20 protein-coding genes and 2 pseudogenes are annotated in these 17,550 nt (G+C 61.1%); 14 read left to right on the top strand and 8 right to left on the bottom strand.

Translation table 11 applies throughout. The features are described from left to right. The first annotated feature begins 56 nt into the window (after window positions 1-56). Entirely contained in the window at window positions 57-956 is a 900-nt protein-coding gene (locus AC1ECN_RS16550) for a LysR family transcriptional regulator (protein WP_018070960.1), read from the top strand. Between the two features lie 99 nt (window positions 957-1,055). On the opposite strand, the gene AC1ECN_RS16545 is transcribed toward AC1ECN_RS16550, so the two are convergent. The 3 genes from AC1ECN_RS16545 to AC1ECN_RS16535 form a co-directional block, all read right to left on the bottom strand. Continuing rightward, window positions 1,056-1,424, bottom strand: coding sequence for a DUF983 domain-containing protein (locus AC1ECN_RS16545; protein ID WP_477953562.1), 369 nt, complete (start codon window positions 1,422-1,424; stop codon window positions 1,056-1,058). Between the two features lie 243 nt (window positions 1,425-1,667). Continuing rightward, window positions 1,668-3,071, bottom strand: a complete 1,404-nt coding sequence (locus AC1ECN_RS16540; protein ID WP_018070958.1) for an aminotransferase-like domain-containing protein — start codon at window positions 3,069-3,071, stop codon at window positions 1,668-1,670. Window positions 3,072-3,418: 347 nt separating this feature from the next. After that, entirely contained in the window at window positions 3,419-4,378 is a 960-nt protein-coding gene (locus tag AC1ECN_RS16535; RefSeq protein WP_130725840.1) for an SDR family NAD(P)-dependent oxidoreductase, read from the bottom strand. A gap of 124 nt (window positions 4,379-4,502) precedes the next feature. On the opposite strand from AC1ECN_RS16535, the gene AC1ECN_RS16530 reads away from it, so the two are divergent. Beyond that, window positions 4,503-5,447, top strand: a complete 945-nt coding sequence (locus tag AC1ECN_RS16530) for an AraC family transcriptional regulator (protein ID WP_130725839.1) — start codon at window positions 4,503-4,505, stop codon at window positions 5,445-5,447. Between the two features lie 155 nt (window positions 5,448-5,602). Beyond that, window positions 5,603-6,508, top strand: a complete 906-nt coding sequence (locus AC1ECN_RS16525) for a S1C family serine protease (RefSeq protein ID WP_130725838.1) — start codon at window positions 5,603-5,605, stop codon at window positions 6,506-6,508. A 68-nt stretch (window positions 6,509-6,576) separates the two neighbouring features. Here the strand turns inward: AC1ECN_RS16525 and AC1ECN_RS16520 are convergent, their stop codons facing one another. Further along, window positions 6,577-7,590 carry a LacI family DNA-binding transcriptional regulator gene (locus AC1ECN_RS16520; RefSeq protein ID WP_477953600.1) on the bottom strand — a complete coding sequence of 338 codons (1,014 nt, stop codon included), beginning with the start codon at window positions 7,588-7,590 and terminating at the stop codon, window positions 6,577-6,579. A gap of 207 nt (window positions 7,591-7,797) precedes the next feature. On the opposite strand from AC1ECN_RS16520, the gene AC1ECN_RS16515 reads away from it, so the two are divergent. From AC1ECN_RS16515 to AC1ECN_RS16505, 3 genes are read left to right on the top strand one after another with little or no spacing between them, the layout of a single operon-like run. Continuing rightward, a complete protein-coding gene (locus AC1ECN_RS16515; protein WP_130725836.1) occupies window positions 7,798-8,712 on the top strand; it encodes a sugar phosphate isomerase/epimerase family protein in 915 nt (304 codons plus the stop codon). 41 nt (window positions 8,713-8,753) lie between these two features. Beyond that, on the top strand, window positions 8,754-9,677 hold the full coding sequence (locus tag AC1ECN_RS16510; RefSeq protein WP_130725835.1) for a TIM barrel protein: 924 nt from the start codon (window positions 8,754-8,756) through the stop codon (window positions 9,675-9,677). Window positions 9,678-9,684: 7 nt separating this feature from the next. Continuing rightward, window positions 9,685-10,851, top strand: coding sequence for a Gfo/Idh/MocA family protein (locus AC1ECN_RS16505; RefSeq protein ID WP_477953559.1), 1,167 nt, complete (start codon window positions 9,685-9,687; stop codon window positions 10,849-10,851). 82 nt (window positions 10,852-10,933) lie between these two features. Here AC1ECN_RS16505 and AC1ECN_RS16500 read toward each other — a convergent pair whose 3' ends face one another. The 4 genes from AC1ECN_RS16500 to AC1ECN_RS16485 form a co-directional block, all read right to left on the bottom strand. After that, a complete protein-coding gene (locus AC1ECN_RS16500; RefSeq protein ID WP_165406124.1) occupies window positions 10,934-11,104 on the bottom strand; it encodes a hypothetical protein in 171 nt (56 codons plus the stop codon). Window positions 11,105-11,169: 65 nt separating this feature from the next. Continuing rightward, window positions 11,170-11,562: a hypothetical protein gene (locus AC1ECN_RS16495; protein WP_024322846.1), complete on the bottom strand. Its 393-nt coding sequence runs from the start codon at window positions 11,560-11,562 to the stop codon at window positions 11,170-11,172. A 65-nt stretch (window positions 11,563-11,627) separates the two neighbouring features. Further along, window positions 11,628-13,262, bottom strand: coding sequence for a chaperonin GroEL (groL, locus tag AC1ECN_RS16490; RefSeq protein ID WP_018070948.1), 1,635 nt, complete (start codon window positions 13,260-13,262; stop codon window positions 11,628-11,630). Between the two features lie 49 nt (window positions 13,263-13,311). Then, the gene (locus AC1ECN_RS16485) at window positions 13,312-13,629 is read right to left on the bottom strand and encodes a co-chaperone GroES (protein ID WP_075224840.1); all 318 of its coding nucleotides are present in this window, start codon (window positions 13,627-13,629) and stop codon (window positions 13,312-13,314) included. Between the two features lie 510 nt (window positions 13,630-14,139). On the opposite strand from AC1ECN_RS16485, the gene AC1ECN_RS16480 reads away from it, so the two are divergent. The 8 genes and pseudogenes from AC1ECN_RS16480 to AC1ECN_RS16445 all read left to right on the top strand — a co-directional run. Further along, the gene (locus AC1ECN_RS16480; RefSeq protein ID WP_026170811.1) at window positions 14,140-14,403 is read left to right on the top strand and encodes a hypothetical protein; all 264 of its coding nucleotides are present in this window, start codon (window positions 14,140-14,142) and stop codon (window positions 14,401-14,403) included. Continuing rightward, window positions 14,400-14,735, top strand: a complete 336-nt coding sequence (locus tag AC1ECN_RS16475) for a hypothetical protein (RefSeq protein WP_018070945.1) — start codon at window positions 14,400-14,402, stop codon at window positions 14,733-14,735. The genes AC1ECN_RS16480 and AC1ECN_RS16475 overlap by 4 nt, the downstream gene beginning before the upstream one ends. Further along, window positions 14,732-15,061 carry a hypothetical protein gene (locus AC1ECN_RS16470; RefSeq protein WP_024322843.1) on the top strand — a complete coding sequence of 110 codons (330 nt, stop codon included), beginning with the start codon at window positions 14,732-14,734 and terminating at the stop codon, window positions 15,059-15,061. The genes AC1ECN_RS16475 and AC1ECN_RS16470 overlap by 4 nt, the downstream gene beginning before the upstream one ends. Beyond that, entirely contained in the window at window positions 15,052-15,327 is a 276-nt protein-coding gene (locus tag AC1ECN_RS16465) for a DUF1488 family protein (protein ID WP_075224839.1), read from the top strand. Before AC1ECN_RS16470 ends, AC1ECN_RS16465 begins: the two co-directional genes overlap by 10 nt. A gap of 27 nt (window positions 15,328-15,354) precedes the next feature. Continuing rightward, the gene (locus tag AC1ECN_RS16460; protein WP_018070942.1) at window positions 15,355-16,197 is read left to right on the top strand and encodes a transglutaminase-like domain-containing protein; all 843 of its coding nucleotides are present in this window, start codon (window positions 15,355-15,357) and stop codon (window positions 16,195-16,197) included. Window positions 16,198-16,419: 222 nt separating this feature from the next. Beyond that, window positions 16,420-16,584: pseudogene (locus tag AC1ECN_RS16455) on the top strand (nucleotide-binding domain containing protein); the annotation flags it as partial. Window positions 16,585-16,802: 218 nt separating this feature from the next. Next, a complete protein-coding gene (locus AC1ECN_RS16450) occupies window positions 16,803-17,183 on the top strand; it encodes a VOC family protein (RefSeq protein WP_477953554.1) in 381 nt (126 codons plus the stop codon). 205 nt (window positions 17,184-17,388) lie between these two features. Then, window positions 17,389-17,514 (top strand): annotated as a pseudogene (locus tag AC1ECN_RS16445) (transposase); the annotation flags it as partial. Window positions 17,515-17,550 lie beyond the last annotated feature (36 nt).

The following is a 17,550-nucleotide window of genomic DNA, read 5'->3' as shown; positions in this document are numbered from 1 at the left end:
TGACTGCAGTAGAATGCTAATCTGGAAGGCATGTTACCAATTTATGGAAGGATAGAATGGATCGCCTCGACGCCATGACCGTGCTCCTTGCCGTCGTCGAACAGGGCAGCCTGTCGGCCGCCTCACGGCATCTGCGATCGCCGCTCGCGACCGTCAGCCGCAAGGTTTCAGAACTGGAAGCACATCTCAACGCCCAGCTGCTGCAGCGGAGCAACCGGAAGATCACGCTGACTGAAGCCGGCCGCTCCTATGTCGAGGCGGCGCGGGAGATTCTCGATCGGGTGGAAGAGGCGGAACGGACGGCAGCCGGTGAATACAGCACCCCGAAGGGCGAGCTGACGATGACCGCACCGATCGTCTTCGGGCGGCTGCATGTCCTACCCGTCGTCGTGGATTTCCTGAAAGCCTATCCCGATATCAATCTGAGGCTGATGCTTGGCGACCGGTTATCGAACCTCGTCGAGGATCATATCGACGTAGCGCTCAGGATCGGCAACCTGCCGGACAGCAACCTGATCGCCACAAGGCTCGGCGCGATCCGCCGTACGGTCTATGCCAGTCCGGATTATCTGACGCGGCACGCCCTGCCCCGGCATCCAGGCGATCTCGCTGGGCATGACTGCGTCACCTTCGAGGGTATGGCCTCGATGCTAAGCTGGACATTCACCGAGGGGAAACATGATCTCGCAGTGCCGATCCGCTCGCGGCTGGCCGTCAACACTGCCGAGGCCGCGGTCGATGCGGCTGTCGCCGGCCTCGGCATCACCCGCGTGCTCTCCTACCAGGCCGCACGCGCCGAGATGGCCGGCCTGCTGGTGCCGCTGCTCCAAGATTTCGAACCGCCGCCGGCGCCGGTGCATCTCGTCTATCCCGCGCAGGGACTGGTGCCGCTGAAGCTGCGGGCGCTGCTCGATTTCGCGACGCCGCGCCTGCGCGCTACGCTGAACAGGCCCTAAAGCGCGTCGCGATCTTTCAGATTCGCCCCTCGCGCTTTAGGTCTTTGTTTTTACGCATGTCGTTATCGCAAAACCGCTGCACAGTTTTGCGCGACATGCTTAGGCGAGCTTGCCCTCTTCCGCCTTGTAGAAATACTGGCTGGCGACCAGCCAGCCCTTCAGCGGCCGCAGCGGCGGAATGCAGGTGGCGAGCATGAAGGGACCGGTGACCAGAAGCTGCACCCAGATCGGCGCCGAAAAGGCCACCTCCAGCCAGACGCCGAGCAGCACGCTCGGGATGCAGGCGAAGCAGATGACGAAGAAGGCCGGGCCGTCGGCCGGATCGGCGAAGGAATAATCGAGGCCGCAAACCYCGCATTCCGGCTGCAGCGTCAGGAAGCCCTTGAACATATGACCTTGGCCGCAGCGCGGGCAGCGCCCCCTGATACCGGTCTGTATCGGAGGAAGTGGGGGATATTCCGTATCCATGACGATCTCGCTTTTCTGTGCCGCAGACATTGATGCGATCAATACCCTATAATGACTGCACGCAATATAATTACATTGGAAGGAAATTACCAGTCAATTCGCCAGAATGCCGCAGAGCTCCCAGCGCAGGCCGGCAGCAAGCTGACTGCAGATTTCCGAAGCAGCATTTGGGTGCGGCCGATCTGATTCTTGACCGCTTCCGGCTTTTGTCAGTGCCTAATCAGCCCGTGGCGGAATTCTGCGTCAGAAGAACGACGCCGCCATCTCAGGCGGGCCTTCCAGCGCATGGGCCATGAATTCCAGTGCGCCCTGCAGTTTCTCCCGGGTGATCGGTCCGCCAAGGCAGACGCGCACGGCCTCGGGTGCCGTGCCCTCGACCGTGAAGGCATCGCTTGCGACGACGCCGATGCCGGAAGAACGGGTATGGCTGCCGAAGGTGGAGCGGGTCCAGCCGTTGGAGAGCGGCAGCCAGATGTTGAAGCTGATCGGATCGGCGCGGTAGCTGCCGGCCGGCAGGATGGCAGCGACCATTTGCTGGCGGGCGGCGGCCTCAGCGCGGATGAAACGCAGGATCGTATCGGCGGTGCCGTCCTCGATCCAGCGGGTGGCGAGCGCCACGGTCAGTGGCGAGGCCATGACATTGTTGGCGCGCATGGCGCTGACGAAGGGCCACACGGCCTTGCTGTCAGGCGCCACGACATAGGCAAGGCGCAGACCCGCGCCGATGCATTTCGCCAGCCCGCCGATATGCCAGGTCAGATCGGGCGCCATGGCGGCGAGCGGCGCCGGGCCTTGCTGCGGAATGAAACCGTAGGCATCGTCTTCGACGATCGGTACATGATATTTGCGGGCGACGGCGCAGATCTCCTCGCGGCGCCTGGCCGGGATGGTCAGCGTCGTCGGGTTCTGCAGCGTCGGATTGAGATAGAGCGCCTTCGGTTTCAATCTCTCACAGGCGTCTGCAAAGGCATCCGGCAGGATACCGTCCTCGTCCATCGGCAAGCCGACCAGATTGAGCCGCAGCTGGGCGGCGATCGAGCGCATGCCGGGATAGGTGATGATTTCCGAAAGCACGGTTTCGCCCGGTTTCGCCAGCAGGCCAAAGATCGCCAGCAGGGCCGGATGGGCGCCGGGTGTGACGAAGATGCGCTCTTGCGAGGGCACCAGCCCGCGACGGCTGAGCCAGGAGGCAGCAGCCTCCTTGTCCATGCTGGAGCCGCCGAAACCCTGGTAGCGCAAAAGCGGAATGAGGCTCGCCGCCACCGCCGACATGCCCTCGCGCATGCGGGCGATCAACTCGGGGTCGTCCGGTTCCGGGGGCATGTTCATCGAGAAATCGACGATGGAGGCGCGGCGGGGATCGGGCGCAGCGTCGGGCGCGAATCCCTGGCGCTCCTTGTCCGCGCCACCGGTGACGAAGGTGCCTCGGCCGACATGCGAATCCACAAGCCCGCGCTTCTGCGCCTCGACATACCCTCTGGCCACCGTCGTGAAATCGACATTCAGCCGCTTGGCGAGTTCGCGTTGCGGCGGCAGCCGATCCCCAACCACCAGATGCCCGCTGCGCAGATCCATTTCAATCACATCCGCGATCGCCATATAACGGGGGCTGCTGCTGCGGCTGAGATCGGGATGCCAGTCTTTCATGTCGTGATCCGTGTCAGTCTGATTCCTGATGAGATTGACCGTATATTGTTGCACAATGCCGCTGTCACGAAAAATGTCGCGCCTCCGAGTCCGCAGAGCGACGCAGGACGGAATGCCACAGCTTTTGCGCACGCCTTGATACGTTTAATGACGGATTGTCGCCGGATTTGACTACTATTTGCGCAAATACAATCTGGCATGGCGACCGCGCTGTCGCAGGCCGATTTCGGCAGCGTGCGCGCCAATGACGCTTTCACCCGAGAGGGCCCGGGTGAGGCGCGAGGATGGCAAGACAATCGGCAGCGTCTTCAGCGCGCATTGACGAGGGTTTGCCGCGCGCTATGGCTTCAGGCGTGCGCCGCGAAAGCGTCAATGCCGGTCAGCCTTGCCGACAAGATCCACAAGCGTGCCGCCTCCTCGGGATCGGCTGCATGGTCGCTGACGCCGCCGGGTGCTCCATCGGCTGCGCGGATGGCGATATCGCAGTCCTCGCAATAGAGGCCTCCCATACCGTCGAGTTGCGGTGAGGTCGCCGCCCAAACCTGCGTGGCGGCGCCCTGGGATGGCGTCTTGAATGTCGGGTCAATCGGATTGCCGTCCGCATCGATCCAGCCGGCACCGACCATTTCCTCCTTTGCGAGATAGCGCTGCAAGGGGGTAAAGATCTTGCCCGGGTGCAGCGAGAAGGCGCGGATGCCGGTGTCGCGCCCGAGCCTGTCCAGATGCACGGCGAAAAGTGCGTTGGCGGTCTTCGACTGGCCGTAGGCCTGCCATTTGTCGTAACCGGTCTCGAATTGCACATCCTCCCATCGTATGGCCGAGTTGCCATGGCCACCGGAGGAAACCGAAACGATGCGAGCGCCGCGCGAGATCGCCGGCCAAAGGTGGTTGACCAAGGCGAAATGGCCGAGATGATTGGTCGCGAACTGTGCCTCCCATCCTTCGCCGACACGCGTTTCCGGGCAGGCCATGATGCCGGCGCTGTTGATCAGGATGTCGATGCTGCGGCCAGACGCGACGAACCGCTCGGCAAAGACGCGAACGCTTTCGAGGTCGGAAAGGTCGAGCCGATCAATCTCTACGCCATCGATACCGGCGACCGCGCTGCGCGCCGCCTCGATGCTCCTTGCGCCGATGGTCACCTTGGCGCCGGCGCCCGCCAGAGCGCGCGTGGTCTCGAGCCCGAGGCCGGAATGGCCGCCGGTGACGATGGCGCGCTTGCCGGAAAGATCGAGACCGGCCAGAACCTCGCCGGCCGTCGTGTGGGCTCCAAATCCGGAGCCGATGGGGACTTGTTTGTCATTCATGATAATTACCTTTGTTCTGCGACGTTGGCGTCGCTCGGGATGACGGTCGCGAGAATAAGGCGTGGTCTCCAGACGATCCATGCGCTAAAATCCGACATCTCTTCGCCATCGTCCGGATTTTTACATGGACCCGTTATCCGATGTTCTCGCATTGCTCAAACCGCGCAGCTATGTTTCCGCGGGGCTTGACGCCGGCGGCGCCTGGGCGATCGATTTTCCGCCCCCTGATGGCATCAAGTTCAACGCGGTGATTTCAGGCGCCTGCTGGCTGAGCGTCGATGGCGTCCCCGAAGCTGTCCGCCTGGAGGAAAGCGACTGCTTTCTGCTGACGCGCCGCCGAGCCTTTCGTCTCGCCAGCGATCCGGGTCTCGAAGCGATCCCCTCCGATGCGATCTATTCGATCGCCCGCGACGGCATTGCGACTTGCAACGGCGGCGGCGATTTCTTCCTGATCGGCAGCCGCTTTTCCTTTTCGGGAGGAAATTCGGACATCCTTCTCGGAATCCTGCCGCCGATCGTCCATGTGAAGAGGGATTCCGATCACGCCGCCGTGCTGCGCTGGTGTCTCGATCGGATGACGCGCGAATTGCGCGACCAGCAGCCGGGTGGCTTTCTGATGGCGGAGCATTTTGCTCATGTCATGCTCATGCAGGTGTTGCGCCTCCATGTCGCATCGCCGAATGCGCGCGGCGTCGGCTGGCTTTTCGCGCTTACCGACCGGCGGATCGGTGCGGCTATCGCTGCCCTGCATGCCGATCCAGCCCGCAAGTGGACCTTGCAGTCGCTGGCTGAACGGGCCTCGATGTCCCGGTCCAGTTTTGCTCTCCACTTCAAGGAAAAGGTCGGGCTTGCGCCGATGGATTATCTGACGCGCTGGCGCATGCTTCTCGCAGGTGACCGATTGACAAACTCGGCCGAAGCAATTGCCGGTGTCGCCCTGTCGCTCGGTTATGAATCCGAAAGCGCATTCAGCACCGCTTTCAAGAGAGTGATGGGATGCTCGCCGCGGCAATATGGTCGCGCTCAGCCGCCCGCCGGTGCCATGCGAGATAGTCTCGGCCCTCAGTGAAACCTTGATTGGTGCAGACATCGGAGGGAGGTCGCGCGTTGGCCTGCCGAAATTCCGTCCGATACGGTCTTGCACCCGCCGTCCATTCTCTTACCTATCAAGGAAGAATGCGCCGGATTTCGGCCTTTCGCGCCGGTGCCCATCGGGATGAAAGCATGAATATCGATCCGATTTTGCGGTCAGTCGTGGCCGTCCGTTCCTCCATTCCGGAAGATGCATTCACGGCGGAGACGCTGGGCACTGTCCGGGAGGGCAGCGGCGTGGTCATTCGCGACAACGGGCTGGTGCTGACCATCGGTTATCTCATCACCGAGGCCGAAGAGGTCTGGCTGACGACCCATGAGGGGCGCGTGGTTCCCGCGCATGCACTTGCCTATGATCAGGAAAGCGGCTTCGGCCTGGTGCAGGCGCTTGGACCCCTGAATGCGCCTGCGGTGGATCTCGGCGACGCGGCGACGGCCAAGGCCGGCGATCCCGTCGTGCTGGCCGATGGCATCGGAGAATTCGTCCAGGCAAATATCGTCGCCCGGCAGGAATTTGCCGGCTATTGGGAATATCTGCTCGACGAGGCGATTTTCACGGCACCAGCCCATCCCTCATGGGGCGGTGCAGCACTGATCGGTTCGGACGGCAAGCTTCTCGGCATCGGTTCGCTTCGCCTGCAGATGAGTGATGGCGACGAGGTTGCCGATATCAACATGGTCGTGCCGATCGACCTTTTGCCGCCGATCCTTGACGATCTCTTGAACCGCGGCCAGGTCAACAGGCCGCCGCGGCCCTGGCTCGGCGCCTTCTCCGCCGAGAGCAATGGCGGCGTGGTGGTCATGAGCGTGGCCGAAGGCGGTCCGGCCGCCCAGGCGGGCCTGCGTCAGGGCGATATCATTTCGGAGATCCGTGATGAAGAGGTCGATGGCCTGGCCGATTTCTACCGCAAGCTCTGGAGCAGCGGCCCGGCCGGCGCCGAAATCCCCATGCGGATCCTCAGGAACGGCCGGGAAGCCTGGCTGCGCATCAAATCCGCCGACCGCAACAGCTTTCTTAAGAAACCGCAGCTGCAGTAAGGTCGCGCCAACGTCGTGAAAGCCGCTGGCGCTCATTCGAGCGGATTGTCCGGGCATCCTTATCCCCCTCAGAGATTTTCCGGTGTGATTGTCAGGAAGCGCACCGGCTCGGCGCTGACCTCCACCTCAATCAGACCCAGCCTGTTCAGGGCAAGGTCTATCGATCGCCTCGCCTGCACCTCCGGCGCCTGGTCGAGCACGATCGACATGATGCCGCGGCTGAGATAGTCCTGCGTCTCTCCCGTCAATTCGTGGCCGACCCAGAACGGCCGCCCAGCCCTGTTTGCCTCGAGCACCCTGGCAACGCCCTTGTTGTCGCCGCCTGCACTATAGACGCCGATGATGCCGGGTTCGCGCCGGAGTGCCGCTTGCAGCAGTTCGATGGCATTGTGCTCGTCATCGAGGTCGAACATGACCTCGATGAAACGATGTTCGTTTGAACCCTCATTCGAAGCCTTGTCCGCGAGATAGCTGGAGAAGCCGCGGATCCGCTCCTTATGGTTCTCATAGGCGCCGCTGTGGCAGAGAGCGACGAACGAACCGGCGCGCTGCGCCAGCATGCCCGACATGTAGTGAGCCGCAGTGCGTCCGGCAGCATAGTTGTCGATGCCGACATAGGGCAATTCGGGGGCAGGACGGGTCATGATCTGGACGACGGGAATGCCGAGACCGGCCGCCTTGCRCACGCTGGTGACGACATCGGCATGGTCGGGCGCAACCACGATCAGCGCCGACCGGCGTGCCGTCGGGTTGGCGATGTAGCGAGCGAATTGCGCCGGCTCGTTCTCGCGGACGAAGGTGCGGTGAACGACAATGCTGTCGTCGAGCGAGGCGGCGATGCGCTCGAACGCCCGGTTCAGACGCGAGTAGAAGCTGGTCTCCGGACGAACGAGGATCACCTCTATCCGGATCAGGCCGCGATGGGCGACCGGCAGGCTTTGCCGGTATTCAAGCCGTCTTGCCGCCAGGAAGACTTTCTCCACCGTCTCCGGCCGCACGCCGCCGCGGCCGTTGAGGACGCGCTCGACGGTGGCGGTGCCAACGCCGGCTTGCCTTGCGACATCCTTCAAAGTCACCTTCATCAAGCTCACTCACTCCCCAAGCTGACACAGCAGAGCACCGGGCTGCTGCGCGGTCAATGATCAAATTTGATCAAGGAAGCATTGGAGCATGGGGGCGCCGCGGCAGTATCGTGCTGGCAATCCGGGAGGAGCACCGGACGTCCGAAACAAACGAGATCAAGGATCATCCGCCGGCCCGATGCGGCCGGGGGATGACGGAGGAACCAGATGAAGATCGCACTCGACCCGCATATGCACCGTCACCTCAACCTGCGCGACCTCTGCCGCAAGGCGGCGGAGCTCGGCTACGAGCATATCGAGCTTTCACCGCGCGACGACTTTCTGCCCTGGTGGGTGCGCCCGCGGGCGCACAAGGAACGCATCGCGGAATTCAAGGCGGCCCTGAAGGATCACGGCGTCCAGCTCGCCTCGATCCTGCCGATGTACCGCTGGGCGAGCCCGCATGAGGACGAGCGGCAGGCGGCGGTGCGCTACTGGAAGGAAGCGATCACGATCGCCGCCGAAATGGGCTGCGACACGATGAACTCGGAATTCGGCCGCGGGCCGTCGCCGGATCGCAGCCACCGCGCCAGCTGCTGCGGCGGCATGCATACCCACGAGCACAGCGAGGCCGCCTGGTGGCGCTCGATAGAAGAACTCGTTCCGGTGTTCGAGCGCGAAGGCGTCACGCTCAACATGGAACCGCATCCGGAAGACTGGTGCGAAACGCTGCATCCGGCGATCGACATGCTGAAGACCATCGGTTCGAAGAACGTCAAGTTCCTCTACTGCGCGCCGCATACCTTCTATTTCGGTGACGACATGGCGCAGATGATCCGCGATGCCGGCCCGCTGATTGCCCATGTGCATGTGGCCGATACCTATAATCACAAGGCCTCATCCGGGCTGCGCTACATCATCAATCCGCCGGGCGCGAAGGTCACCATCCATCAGCACATGGATATGTACCAAGGCGAGATCAATTGGGATGTCTTCTTCTCCTCGCTCGCCGCGGTCGGATTCGACGGCATCATCACCGCCTGCGTCTTCGGCTGGGAGGAGCGCGCCGACGATTCCGGGCGCTTCATGCGCTCCGAAATCCAGAAATATGTCGACAAATACTGGCCCGGAAAACTTGGCTGATCGTCAACATCCGCCCCGGCACCACTATCAGGAATAAAACCGTGACCATCACCATTACGACAGCCCCCTGTTGCTGGGGCGTGGACGACGTCAACAATCCAAACCTTCCCGCCTGGGAACGCGTCTTCGACGAGGCGGCGGCGGCCGGCTATGGCGGCCTCGAACTCGGCCCCTATGGTTACGTGCCGCTCGATGATGCGCTCGTCGCCAAGGCGCTCACCGAGCGCAATCTCTTCATCGTCGCCGGCACGATCTTCGACGATCTGGTCTCTCCTGAAAACCGGGAGACATTGCTGCGGCAGACGGATGAGATTTGCGCCGTCATCACCAAGTTGCCGCAGCCGGATCAGGTGGCAGGCCAGCGGTTCAGGACACCCTATCTCACAGTGATGGACTGGGGCCACGACGAGCGCGACTATGCCGCCGGCCATTCCGATCGTGCACCGCGTCTCGATGACAAGGCCTGGGCCGGGATGGTCGCCAATATCACGGCGATTGCTGAACTCGCTCAGCGCAAATATGGCGTGCGCGCCGTCATCCACCCGCATGCGGGTGGCTATATCGAATTCGCCGATGAGATCGAGCGGGTGGCAAGAGACATTCCGCAGGAGATCGCCGGCTTCTGCCTCGACACCGGCCATAGCTATTATGCCGGCATGGATCCCGTGGAGATGCTCCGCCGCTATGCCGACAGGCTCGATTACGTCCACTTCAAGGACATCGACCAGACCGTCTTCGATCGTGTGCTTGGCGAGACGATCCGCTTCTTCGATGCCTGCGGACAGGGCGTGATGTGCCCGATCGGCCGCGGCGTCATCGATTATCCCGCCGTCAAGCGAACGCTCGAGGAGATCGGCTATCACGGCTTCATCACCGTCGAGCAGGAGCGTGATCCGAGGAATGTCGCCGGCAGCCTCGAAGATGTGAAGCAAAGCCGCGATTACCTCAGGTCGGTTGGTTTTTAGGGAAAAGATGATGACGAATGACAGGCGAAAGCCGATCCGTTGGGGCATGGTCGGCGGCGGCAGAGGCAGCCAGATCGGCTATATTCATCGCTCGGCAGCGCATCGCGACGACGTCTTTGCCCTTGCGGCGGGTGCCTTCGATATCGATCCGGAACGCGGCCGCGCGTTCGGCGTCGATCTCGGGCTCGACGAAGCCAGGAGCTACCGGGACTATGCGGCGATGTTTGCGACTGAGGCCCGGCGGGCCGACGGCATCGAGGCCGTGTCGATCGCGACACCCAACAACACCCATTTCGCGATCTGCAAGGCAGCGCTCGAACATGATCTGCATGTGATCTGCGAAAAGCCGCTCTGCTTCACGACCACCGGGGCTGAGGAGTTGAAGACGCTGTCCCAGGCGCGCGGCCGTATCGTCGGCGTGACTTATGGCTATGCCGGCCACCAAATGATCGAACAGGCGCGTGCCATGGTCAGGAATGGTGATCTCGGCGAGATCCGCATCGTCAACCTGCAATTTGCCCATGGTTTCCATAGCGCTGCGGTGGGGGAGCAGAACCCCGCGACACGCTGGCGCGTCGATCCGAAATTCGCAGGCCCCAGCTATGTCCTCGGCGATGTGGGGACCCACCCGCTTTATATCGCCAAGGTCATCTTGCCGCACCTGAAGATCAGGCGGCTCCTCTGCACCCGCCAGAGCTTCGTCAAAAGCCGCGCGCCGCTCGAAGACAATGCGGTGACCCTGATGGAATATGACAATGGCGCGATCGCCACCATCTGGTCGAGCGCCGTCAATGCCGGCTCCATGCATGGCCAGAAGATCCGCATCGTTGGCTCGAAGGCCAGCATCGAATGGTGGGACGAGCGGCCGAACCAGCTCTCCTACGAGATCCAGGGCGAACCGGCCCGCATCCTCGAGCGCGGCATGGACTATCTCTACCCCGAGGCCAGGATCGACGACCGGATCGGCGGCGGTCACCCGGAAGGTCTCTTCGAAGCCTGGGCGAACCTCTATCGCCGCTTCGGCTTTGCCATCAACAATGAGCGCGGCCTCGCCCCTGCGGGGATCGAAGACCTCGTCTTTCCCGATGTCGATGCCGGACTGGAAGGGGTGCGCTGGGTGGAAAACTGCGTGCGGTCCGCCGATGCTGGCGGGATCTGGCTGGATTACAGCTAGGATCCTCTCCTCAGATCGCACCGTATGCCGGCTTTACACGGCTGCGCTGGAGATCTGTCCAAGAACGCCTTCATACCCCCTCTCAGATAAGCTGATCGTCATCTTCCGTTGCCTGGGGCGCGCGGCGACGCGTGCTGTCATTGGCGGCTTTCTTATGCTCGTCGGCAGCTGCCTTGCGGATTTTCTGGAAGCGGTTGTCGCCCGCGTCTTCTGCGGCTGGCTGCGGGTCGGTCTTTTTCACGAAACGGATCACGGGTCATTTCCTGCTTTGACAGTGGCAGCGCTCCGCACCATATCGGAGCGCTCTGGAAAATGGTGTCAGACGGCAAGCGCGGTGGCGCAGGCTTGAACACTTCGGCTGTCGGGAGAGGTTTGCCCAGGCATGGTCGCCCAGCCGCCGGCCTCGACAAACTGACGCTGCTTGTAGCCTTCGGTAATCGCCTTGAACTCGATCAGTTTAGCGCTCGCATCCGGCGCCGCCTTGAACCGCTCGACGCAAATGGCGGACGCCAGCTCTCCGCGTGCGATGTCGCCGGCGGCGGCTGCCGCTTTGCTTGATGTGCCGCCTGTTACCCAACCTCCCCAGCTGAATCCGATGATCATCGTGGCGATCGCCGTGACGACGCAGGCCCAGGCGAGAAGCGTCTTGGATGGCTGATAACTGTCGAAACGCTGGGTAATCGATGTCTTGCTGCTGCTCTGCACGGACATTGGAATTCTCCTTGTCTGTTGTTCGGATTGTGCCATCCGGCGACGCCGGAACGGTTCAGGCTGGCTCAGTATCCCATAGCGCCCATGCCACCATTTCCGGCAGCAGACGCTGTGTCTCTTGCGGGAATGTCGGCGATCATCACCTCGGCGGTGATCAGCAGCGCCGCGATCGAACCGGCGTCCTGCAGAGCGGTGCGGACGACCTTGGCAGGATCGACGATGCCGGCCTCGATCATATCGACATAGGTCTCCGTCTGTGCGTCGAAGCCCTGATTGTGATCATTGCTGCCGGCGAGTTTTCCGACGACGATCGAGCCCTCGAACCCGGCATTGTCGACGATCTGCCGGATCGGGGCTTCGAGCGCCCTGATCACGATCGAGATGCCCGCCGTCACGTCGGCGTTCTCCCCGGTCAGTCCCGTCAGCGCCGACTTCGCGCGCAACAGTGCCACGCCGCCGCCGGGCACGATGCCCTCTTCGACCGCCGCACGGGTGGCGTTCAGCGCATCGTCGATGCGGTCCTTCTTTTCCTTGACCTCCGTCTCGGTCGCGCCGCCGACGCGGATGACCGCGACGCCGCCGGCGAGTTTCGCCAGGCGTTCCTGCAGCTTTTCCTTGTCGTAGTCGGAGGTGGTGTCTTCGATCTGCGCCTTGATCTGCTGGATGCGCGCCTGGATGGCCGCCTTCTCGCCGGAGCCGTCGATGATCGTGGTGGTCTCCTTGTCGATCAGCACACGCTTGGCGTGGCCGAGCATATCGAGCGTGACGTTCTCGAGCTTGATGCCGAGATCCTCGGAAATCATCTGGCCGGCGGTCAGCACGGCAATGTCTTCCAACATGGCCTTGCGGCGATCCCCGAAGCCCGGCGCCTTGACGGCCGCGACCTTCAGGCCGCCGCGCAGCTTGTTGACGACAAGCGTCGCCAGCGCCTCGCCTTCGACGTCCTCCGAGATGAGGAGCAGCGGTTTGCCGGTCTGTACGACGGCTTCCAGGATCGGCAGCATCGCCTGCAGGCTGCCGAGTTTCTTCTCGTGAACGAGGATATAGGGCTCCTCCAGTTCCACGCGCATCTTCTCGGCATTGGTGACGAAATAGGGCGAGAGATACCCACGATCGAACTGCATGCCTTCAACGACATCGAGTTCGGTCTCGGCGGTTCGCGCCTCTTCGACTGTTATGACGCCCTCATTGCCGACCTTGTCCATCGCCTTGGCGATCATCTCGCCGATGGTGGCGTCGCCATTGGCGGCAATGGTGCCGACCTGTGCGATCTCGGCTGACGATTTGACCTTCATCGCCCTCGCCTGGATTTCCTTGACGACGGCGGTAACGCCGAGATCGATGCCGCGCCTGAGATCCATGGGGTTCATGCCGGCAGCGACGAGCTTTGCGCCTTCGCGGAAGATGGAGGCGGCGAGCACTGTTGCCGTCGTCGTGCCGTCGCCGGCAAGATCATTGGTCTTCGAAGCCACCTCGCGCACCATTTGCGCGCCCATGTTCTCGAACTTGTCTTCGAGCTCGATCTCCTTGGCGACGCTAACGCCGTCCTTGGTAATGCGCGGTGCGCCATAGGCCTTGTCAATGACGACGTTGCGACCCTTCGGGCCAAGCGTCACCTTGACGGCGTTGTTAAGCAATTCGACGCCGCGCAGCAGGCGGTCGCGCGCGTCGGTGGAGAATCTGATTTCCTTGGCAGACATGATGTTTCTTCCCAGTTCGATCTTGAGATGCGGGTCGGAAATTCGACCCTCAGGCGGCTTTGTCAGCAGCCGCTTCGGTCTTTTCGACGATGCCCATGATGTCGGTCTCCTTCATGATCAGAAGGGTTTCGCCATCGATCGTGACCTCTGTGCCCAACCACTTTCCAAACAGAATGAGATCGCCGACCTCGACATCAAGCGGGACCAGAGTGCCGCTTTTGTCGCGCAGGCCCGGGCCGACTGCGACCACTTCACCTTGCTGCGGCTTCTCCCTGGCGGTGTCTGGAATGATGATCCCGCCCTTGGATTTGACATCGCCTTCCGCACGTCGAATGACGACGCGGTCGTGAAGTGAACGGAATTTCATAGAGGTCTTTCTGCTGCCGGCGCGTATGGCGGCTGCAGTACATAAATAGCACCCGTGGCACTCGATTGATAGGAGTGCTAATAAATATTGTCCACCAAGGGAATTTCTTGAAAAATTCAGGAAATCAATTTGAACGGATATTTTGTATTAATCCAGAAATGAAAAGAATTTTTTCGCCGTCGCGCTCAATTTTATTTAGCATATCGTGACGTTAATTTAGCGTTTTTTATAGATAAATCCGAATTATCTTGATTTAAACTCAATCAAGGCGCAATGATAGACCTCGTCGATTTGGCCGACTTGGCTTCGCGGTGTCAGAGACCTACGACCCGCCATCACCACTGAATTCTCGATAGCGAATGTATGACGTCGTTCCGGCGTTCATTTCGCCTGTTCCGATCCGGAATGAGCTTGGCGCTGACCGCGGATGTACCGGCAGCCTCGAGTTCGTCCGGCTCGGATCTCAACGATACAGGAACGCTTCAGTGTATTCCTGCGGAGGCCTCAGCCGTGACAAGTCGCACCACAGAAACCGTCGTCCGTTTTTCATCTCCATTCCGCCTGCCCGGTTTCGACGGGGCGCAGCCAGCCGGAGAATACCGCGTCGATTATGACGAGGAATTGATCGATAGCGTTTCCAGGCTTGCCTGGCGACGGGTCGGCGCCTTCATCCACTTGCCGGCGATCGCCGCGCAGAGTTCGACGCAGCAGATGATGCCTGTCCACCTGTCAGATCTCGAAACCGCGCTCGAAAAGGACCACAAACTGTCATGACCGCTACGCGCATCCCGCAACGCAATGGACGCTCGATCCGACGCGAGGCAGCAACACATATCTTCAAGGTGGGGCAGACCGTCCGGGTGAAGGACGGGTTCCTGGTCGTTCCCTCCAAGCTCCCCGAGACATACCGCATTACCGCTACGCTGCCTCTGAGAGGAAATGTGCTGCAATACCGCATCCGCAGTGACGATGAACGTCATGAGCGGGTCGCGACGGAAGACAGCCTGGAACTGGTAAACCTATCGCCCGCCGGCAGCGGCGCAACACTGATCGAGAGGACGTTTGGCCATGGCCACGGCCCGAATGACGAAAGGTTGACATCGTGAACAGCCATGAAGACGAAGCCGAACGAAGACGGAATGCCTTTGCCGTCGGCACATGGGAAGACAAATGTGGCGCGTCCGGTCGCTACTCCATGGAGATCGAACACGACCGCCGGATCGAATCCGCCCGTTCGTCGACCGTCTATCGTGTCTCAGCAGGCGTTCCAGTGCTCGCCGACCATGCCATGACCGGCAAGAGCCGTTCGGAGGCCGGGAACGACATGATGTCCTTCAATCTTCTCAACATAGGATACCGGAAGGAATGGCTCAGGCTGTCGGACGCCGCTCGGAGTGCTCGTGAGACCCCGCCGGTTCAACCGTGGCGCTAGCCTTCCTGAACCAAAGCCGTAGCTTCGATGCGGCGAGAAATGCTGTGCGCTTCGTCGGCCATGACGGCATGTTCCAGGTGTTGTTCTTCATCGAGGTTGGCGCTCTGGCGAAATCCGACACCGCATTGCAAAGAACCGAGCCTTCGGAAACGAATTGGCTTTCGTTATTCGACGCCCTGCGCAACTCCATTCAGGACGTGGCACACAAAGCCTATTCCTACCGCCGCCGCGCCTTCTATACTCTAACTGCGGCGGACTTCCGCTAGGCGGATCCGGACGCGCGAGAACGCTCCATGTTGATCCGTTACGGCTATGAAATTACGCTGACCTGCCCGCAGCCGACCGCATTGGTATGCCTGTTGTCGGTTCATGATGATCGTGCGGCCGACATCAGAATTCCGGAAACGGTCTTCACCACGCCCGATGTTCCCACTTCGACTTATCGCGACCTCTTCGGCAACCGCTGTCTCCGGCTGATTGCCCCGGCGGGCGACCTGACCATATGGGGCGATGCGACGATCGAAGACGACGGCAAACCGGACAGGTCGCTGCCAGGCGCCAGGGAGCTCCCGGTTTCGGAATTGCCGGATGATTGCCTCGTCTACCTGATGGGCAGCCGCTATTGCGAGACGGATCGTCTCAGTCAAATTGCGTGGGATATGTTCGGCACCGTCTCACCTGGCTGGGGCCGCGTTCAGGCGATCTGCGACTTCGTTCACGGCCACATCCAATTCGACTACATGCAGGCGCGATCGACGCGGACAGCCTTCGAGGCGTTTCACGAACGTGTCGGCGTCTGTCGCGACTTTGCGCATCTCGCGGTGGCGTTGTGCCGTTGCCTCAACATTCCTGCCCGATATATCAATGGCCATCTCGGCGACATCGGTATTCCGGTCGTCGATCCGATGGACTTCAGCGCCTGGATCGAGGTCTTCCTGGACGGTGCATGGCATACATTCGATCCGCGCAACAATACGCCGCGGATTGGTCGTATCATCGTCGCACGCGGGCGCGACGCCGCCGACATACCGCTCATCAATTCCTTCGGTCCGCATGTGCTGAAGGCGTTTCGAGTCTGGACCTATGAGGTGACGAACCTGCAACAGATGCAAAGCGTCGCCGGGGGCGCTGTTTAGAACGAGACCCGGGCGGATGCGCGGCAATGTCCAGCCTCAGGCTTTGCCGCAGGCGCCTGCAGTCGGCGGACTGCCTGTCCCACAGTAGCTCCTGGCCGAACTGCGCCCTCCCCCAAAATCACGTGACAGCGTTGCTCGCCTTGTCTTAACTAGCACATTGCCGGTTCAGGGCCGACTCGCACCGAAAGCCGGTGCGGATGTCTTCGAGTGGAGGGCCACTTCTCGCTCGGTCTCAAAAACATGATGATCGGGCCGGAGATCGATCCCGGCGTGCCGGTCCTCGTTGCCGACCGCTCCGGGCCGCTTGGGCTTGCGCTGAAAAGCGGCAATTTCGGCGCCCCCGATTTCTTCGCCAAGGCGCTGGACAGGATCGCCGGCCATGAATGATCCACACCCACGATACAGGCCCCTTCGTTGACTTAAAGCGCATAGCAATCTTTCAGATTCGCTCCTAGCGCTTTAAGTCTTTGTTTTGCGCATGTCGTTGTMGCAAAATCGCTGTAGACTTTTGCTCGACATGATCTGGTTGAAAGATGTTGGCGTCGAGCCATCTTGGGTGTGAGCAATCCTTCGGGGATTAGCGGAAGATAGGGAGTTCGCAGTTGATGTTCGATCATATCTCCATCGGCGTAAAAGACCTCGAAAGAGCTCGCCGTTTCTACGATGYGGCGCTGGCGCCGCTCGGATATGAGCGCCTGTCCAATTCCGACACCATGATCGGCTATGGCCCGGAAAGGGTCGGGCTCTGGGTGATGCAGGTCGAACAGCCCGTGGTTGCCGACATGCGATCCGGGCTGCATTTCTGCTTCGTCGCGCCTGATGAGGCCGCGGTCGATGCCTTTCACGCGGCGGCCGTCGCATCCGGCGGCACGGATAATGGTGAACCGGGTGTGCGGCCGGATTATGGGCAATTCTATTACGCCGCCTTCATCATCGACCCGGACGGCTACCGCCTCGAAGCGTATTTTCACAAAGGCGAGCTGTAACCGGCCGCCCTAACCTTTTGTTTTCACGCAATTCCGGACCGCTGCGCAGTTTTGCTGGAATTTGCGCTGTCTTTTGTTCTGCGCAATTCCGGACGCAAAACCGCTGTGCACTTCTGCTGGAATTGCTTTAGGCTCCAAACCCAATCAAGCCATTGATCAAAATGGATCGCTGTGATTCATTACGATGACAATGGGAGTTTTGATGATGGCAGGAGAGTTCTGGCTTGATGATCAGCAGTGGGCGGTGATTGCGCCTCTACTTCCCACGAACCAACCCGGTGCTCATCGCACTGACGACCGTCGAGTGATTAGTGGAATCATCCATGTCCTGCCCGTCGAGTGATTAGTGGAATCATCCATGTCCTGC

It is taken from the genome of Rhizobium sp. 01N447_2 (genome assembly GCF_056399245.1).
The sequence above is the reverse complement of the archived record's forward strand: the minus strand, read 5'-3'. Positions and strand labels throughout refer to the sequence as shown.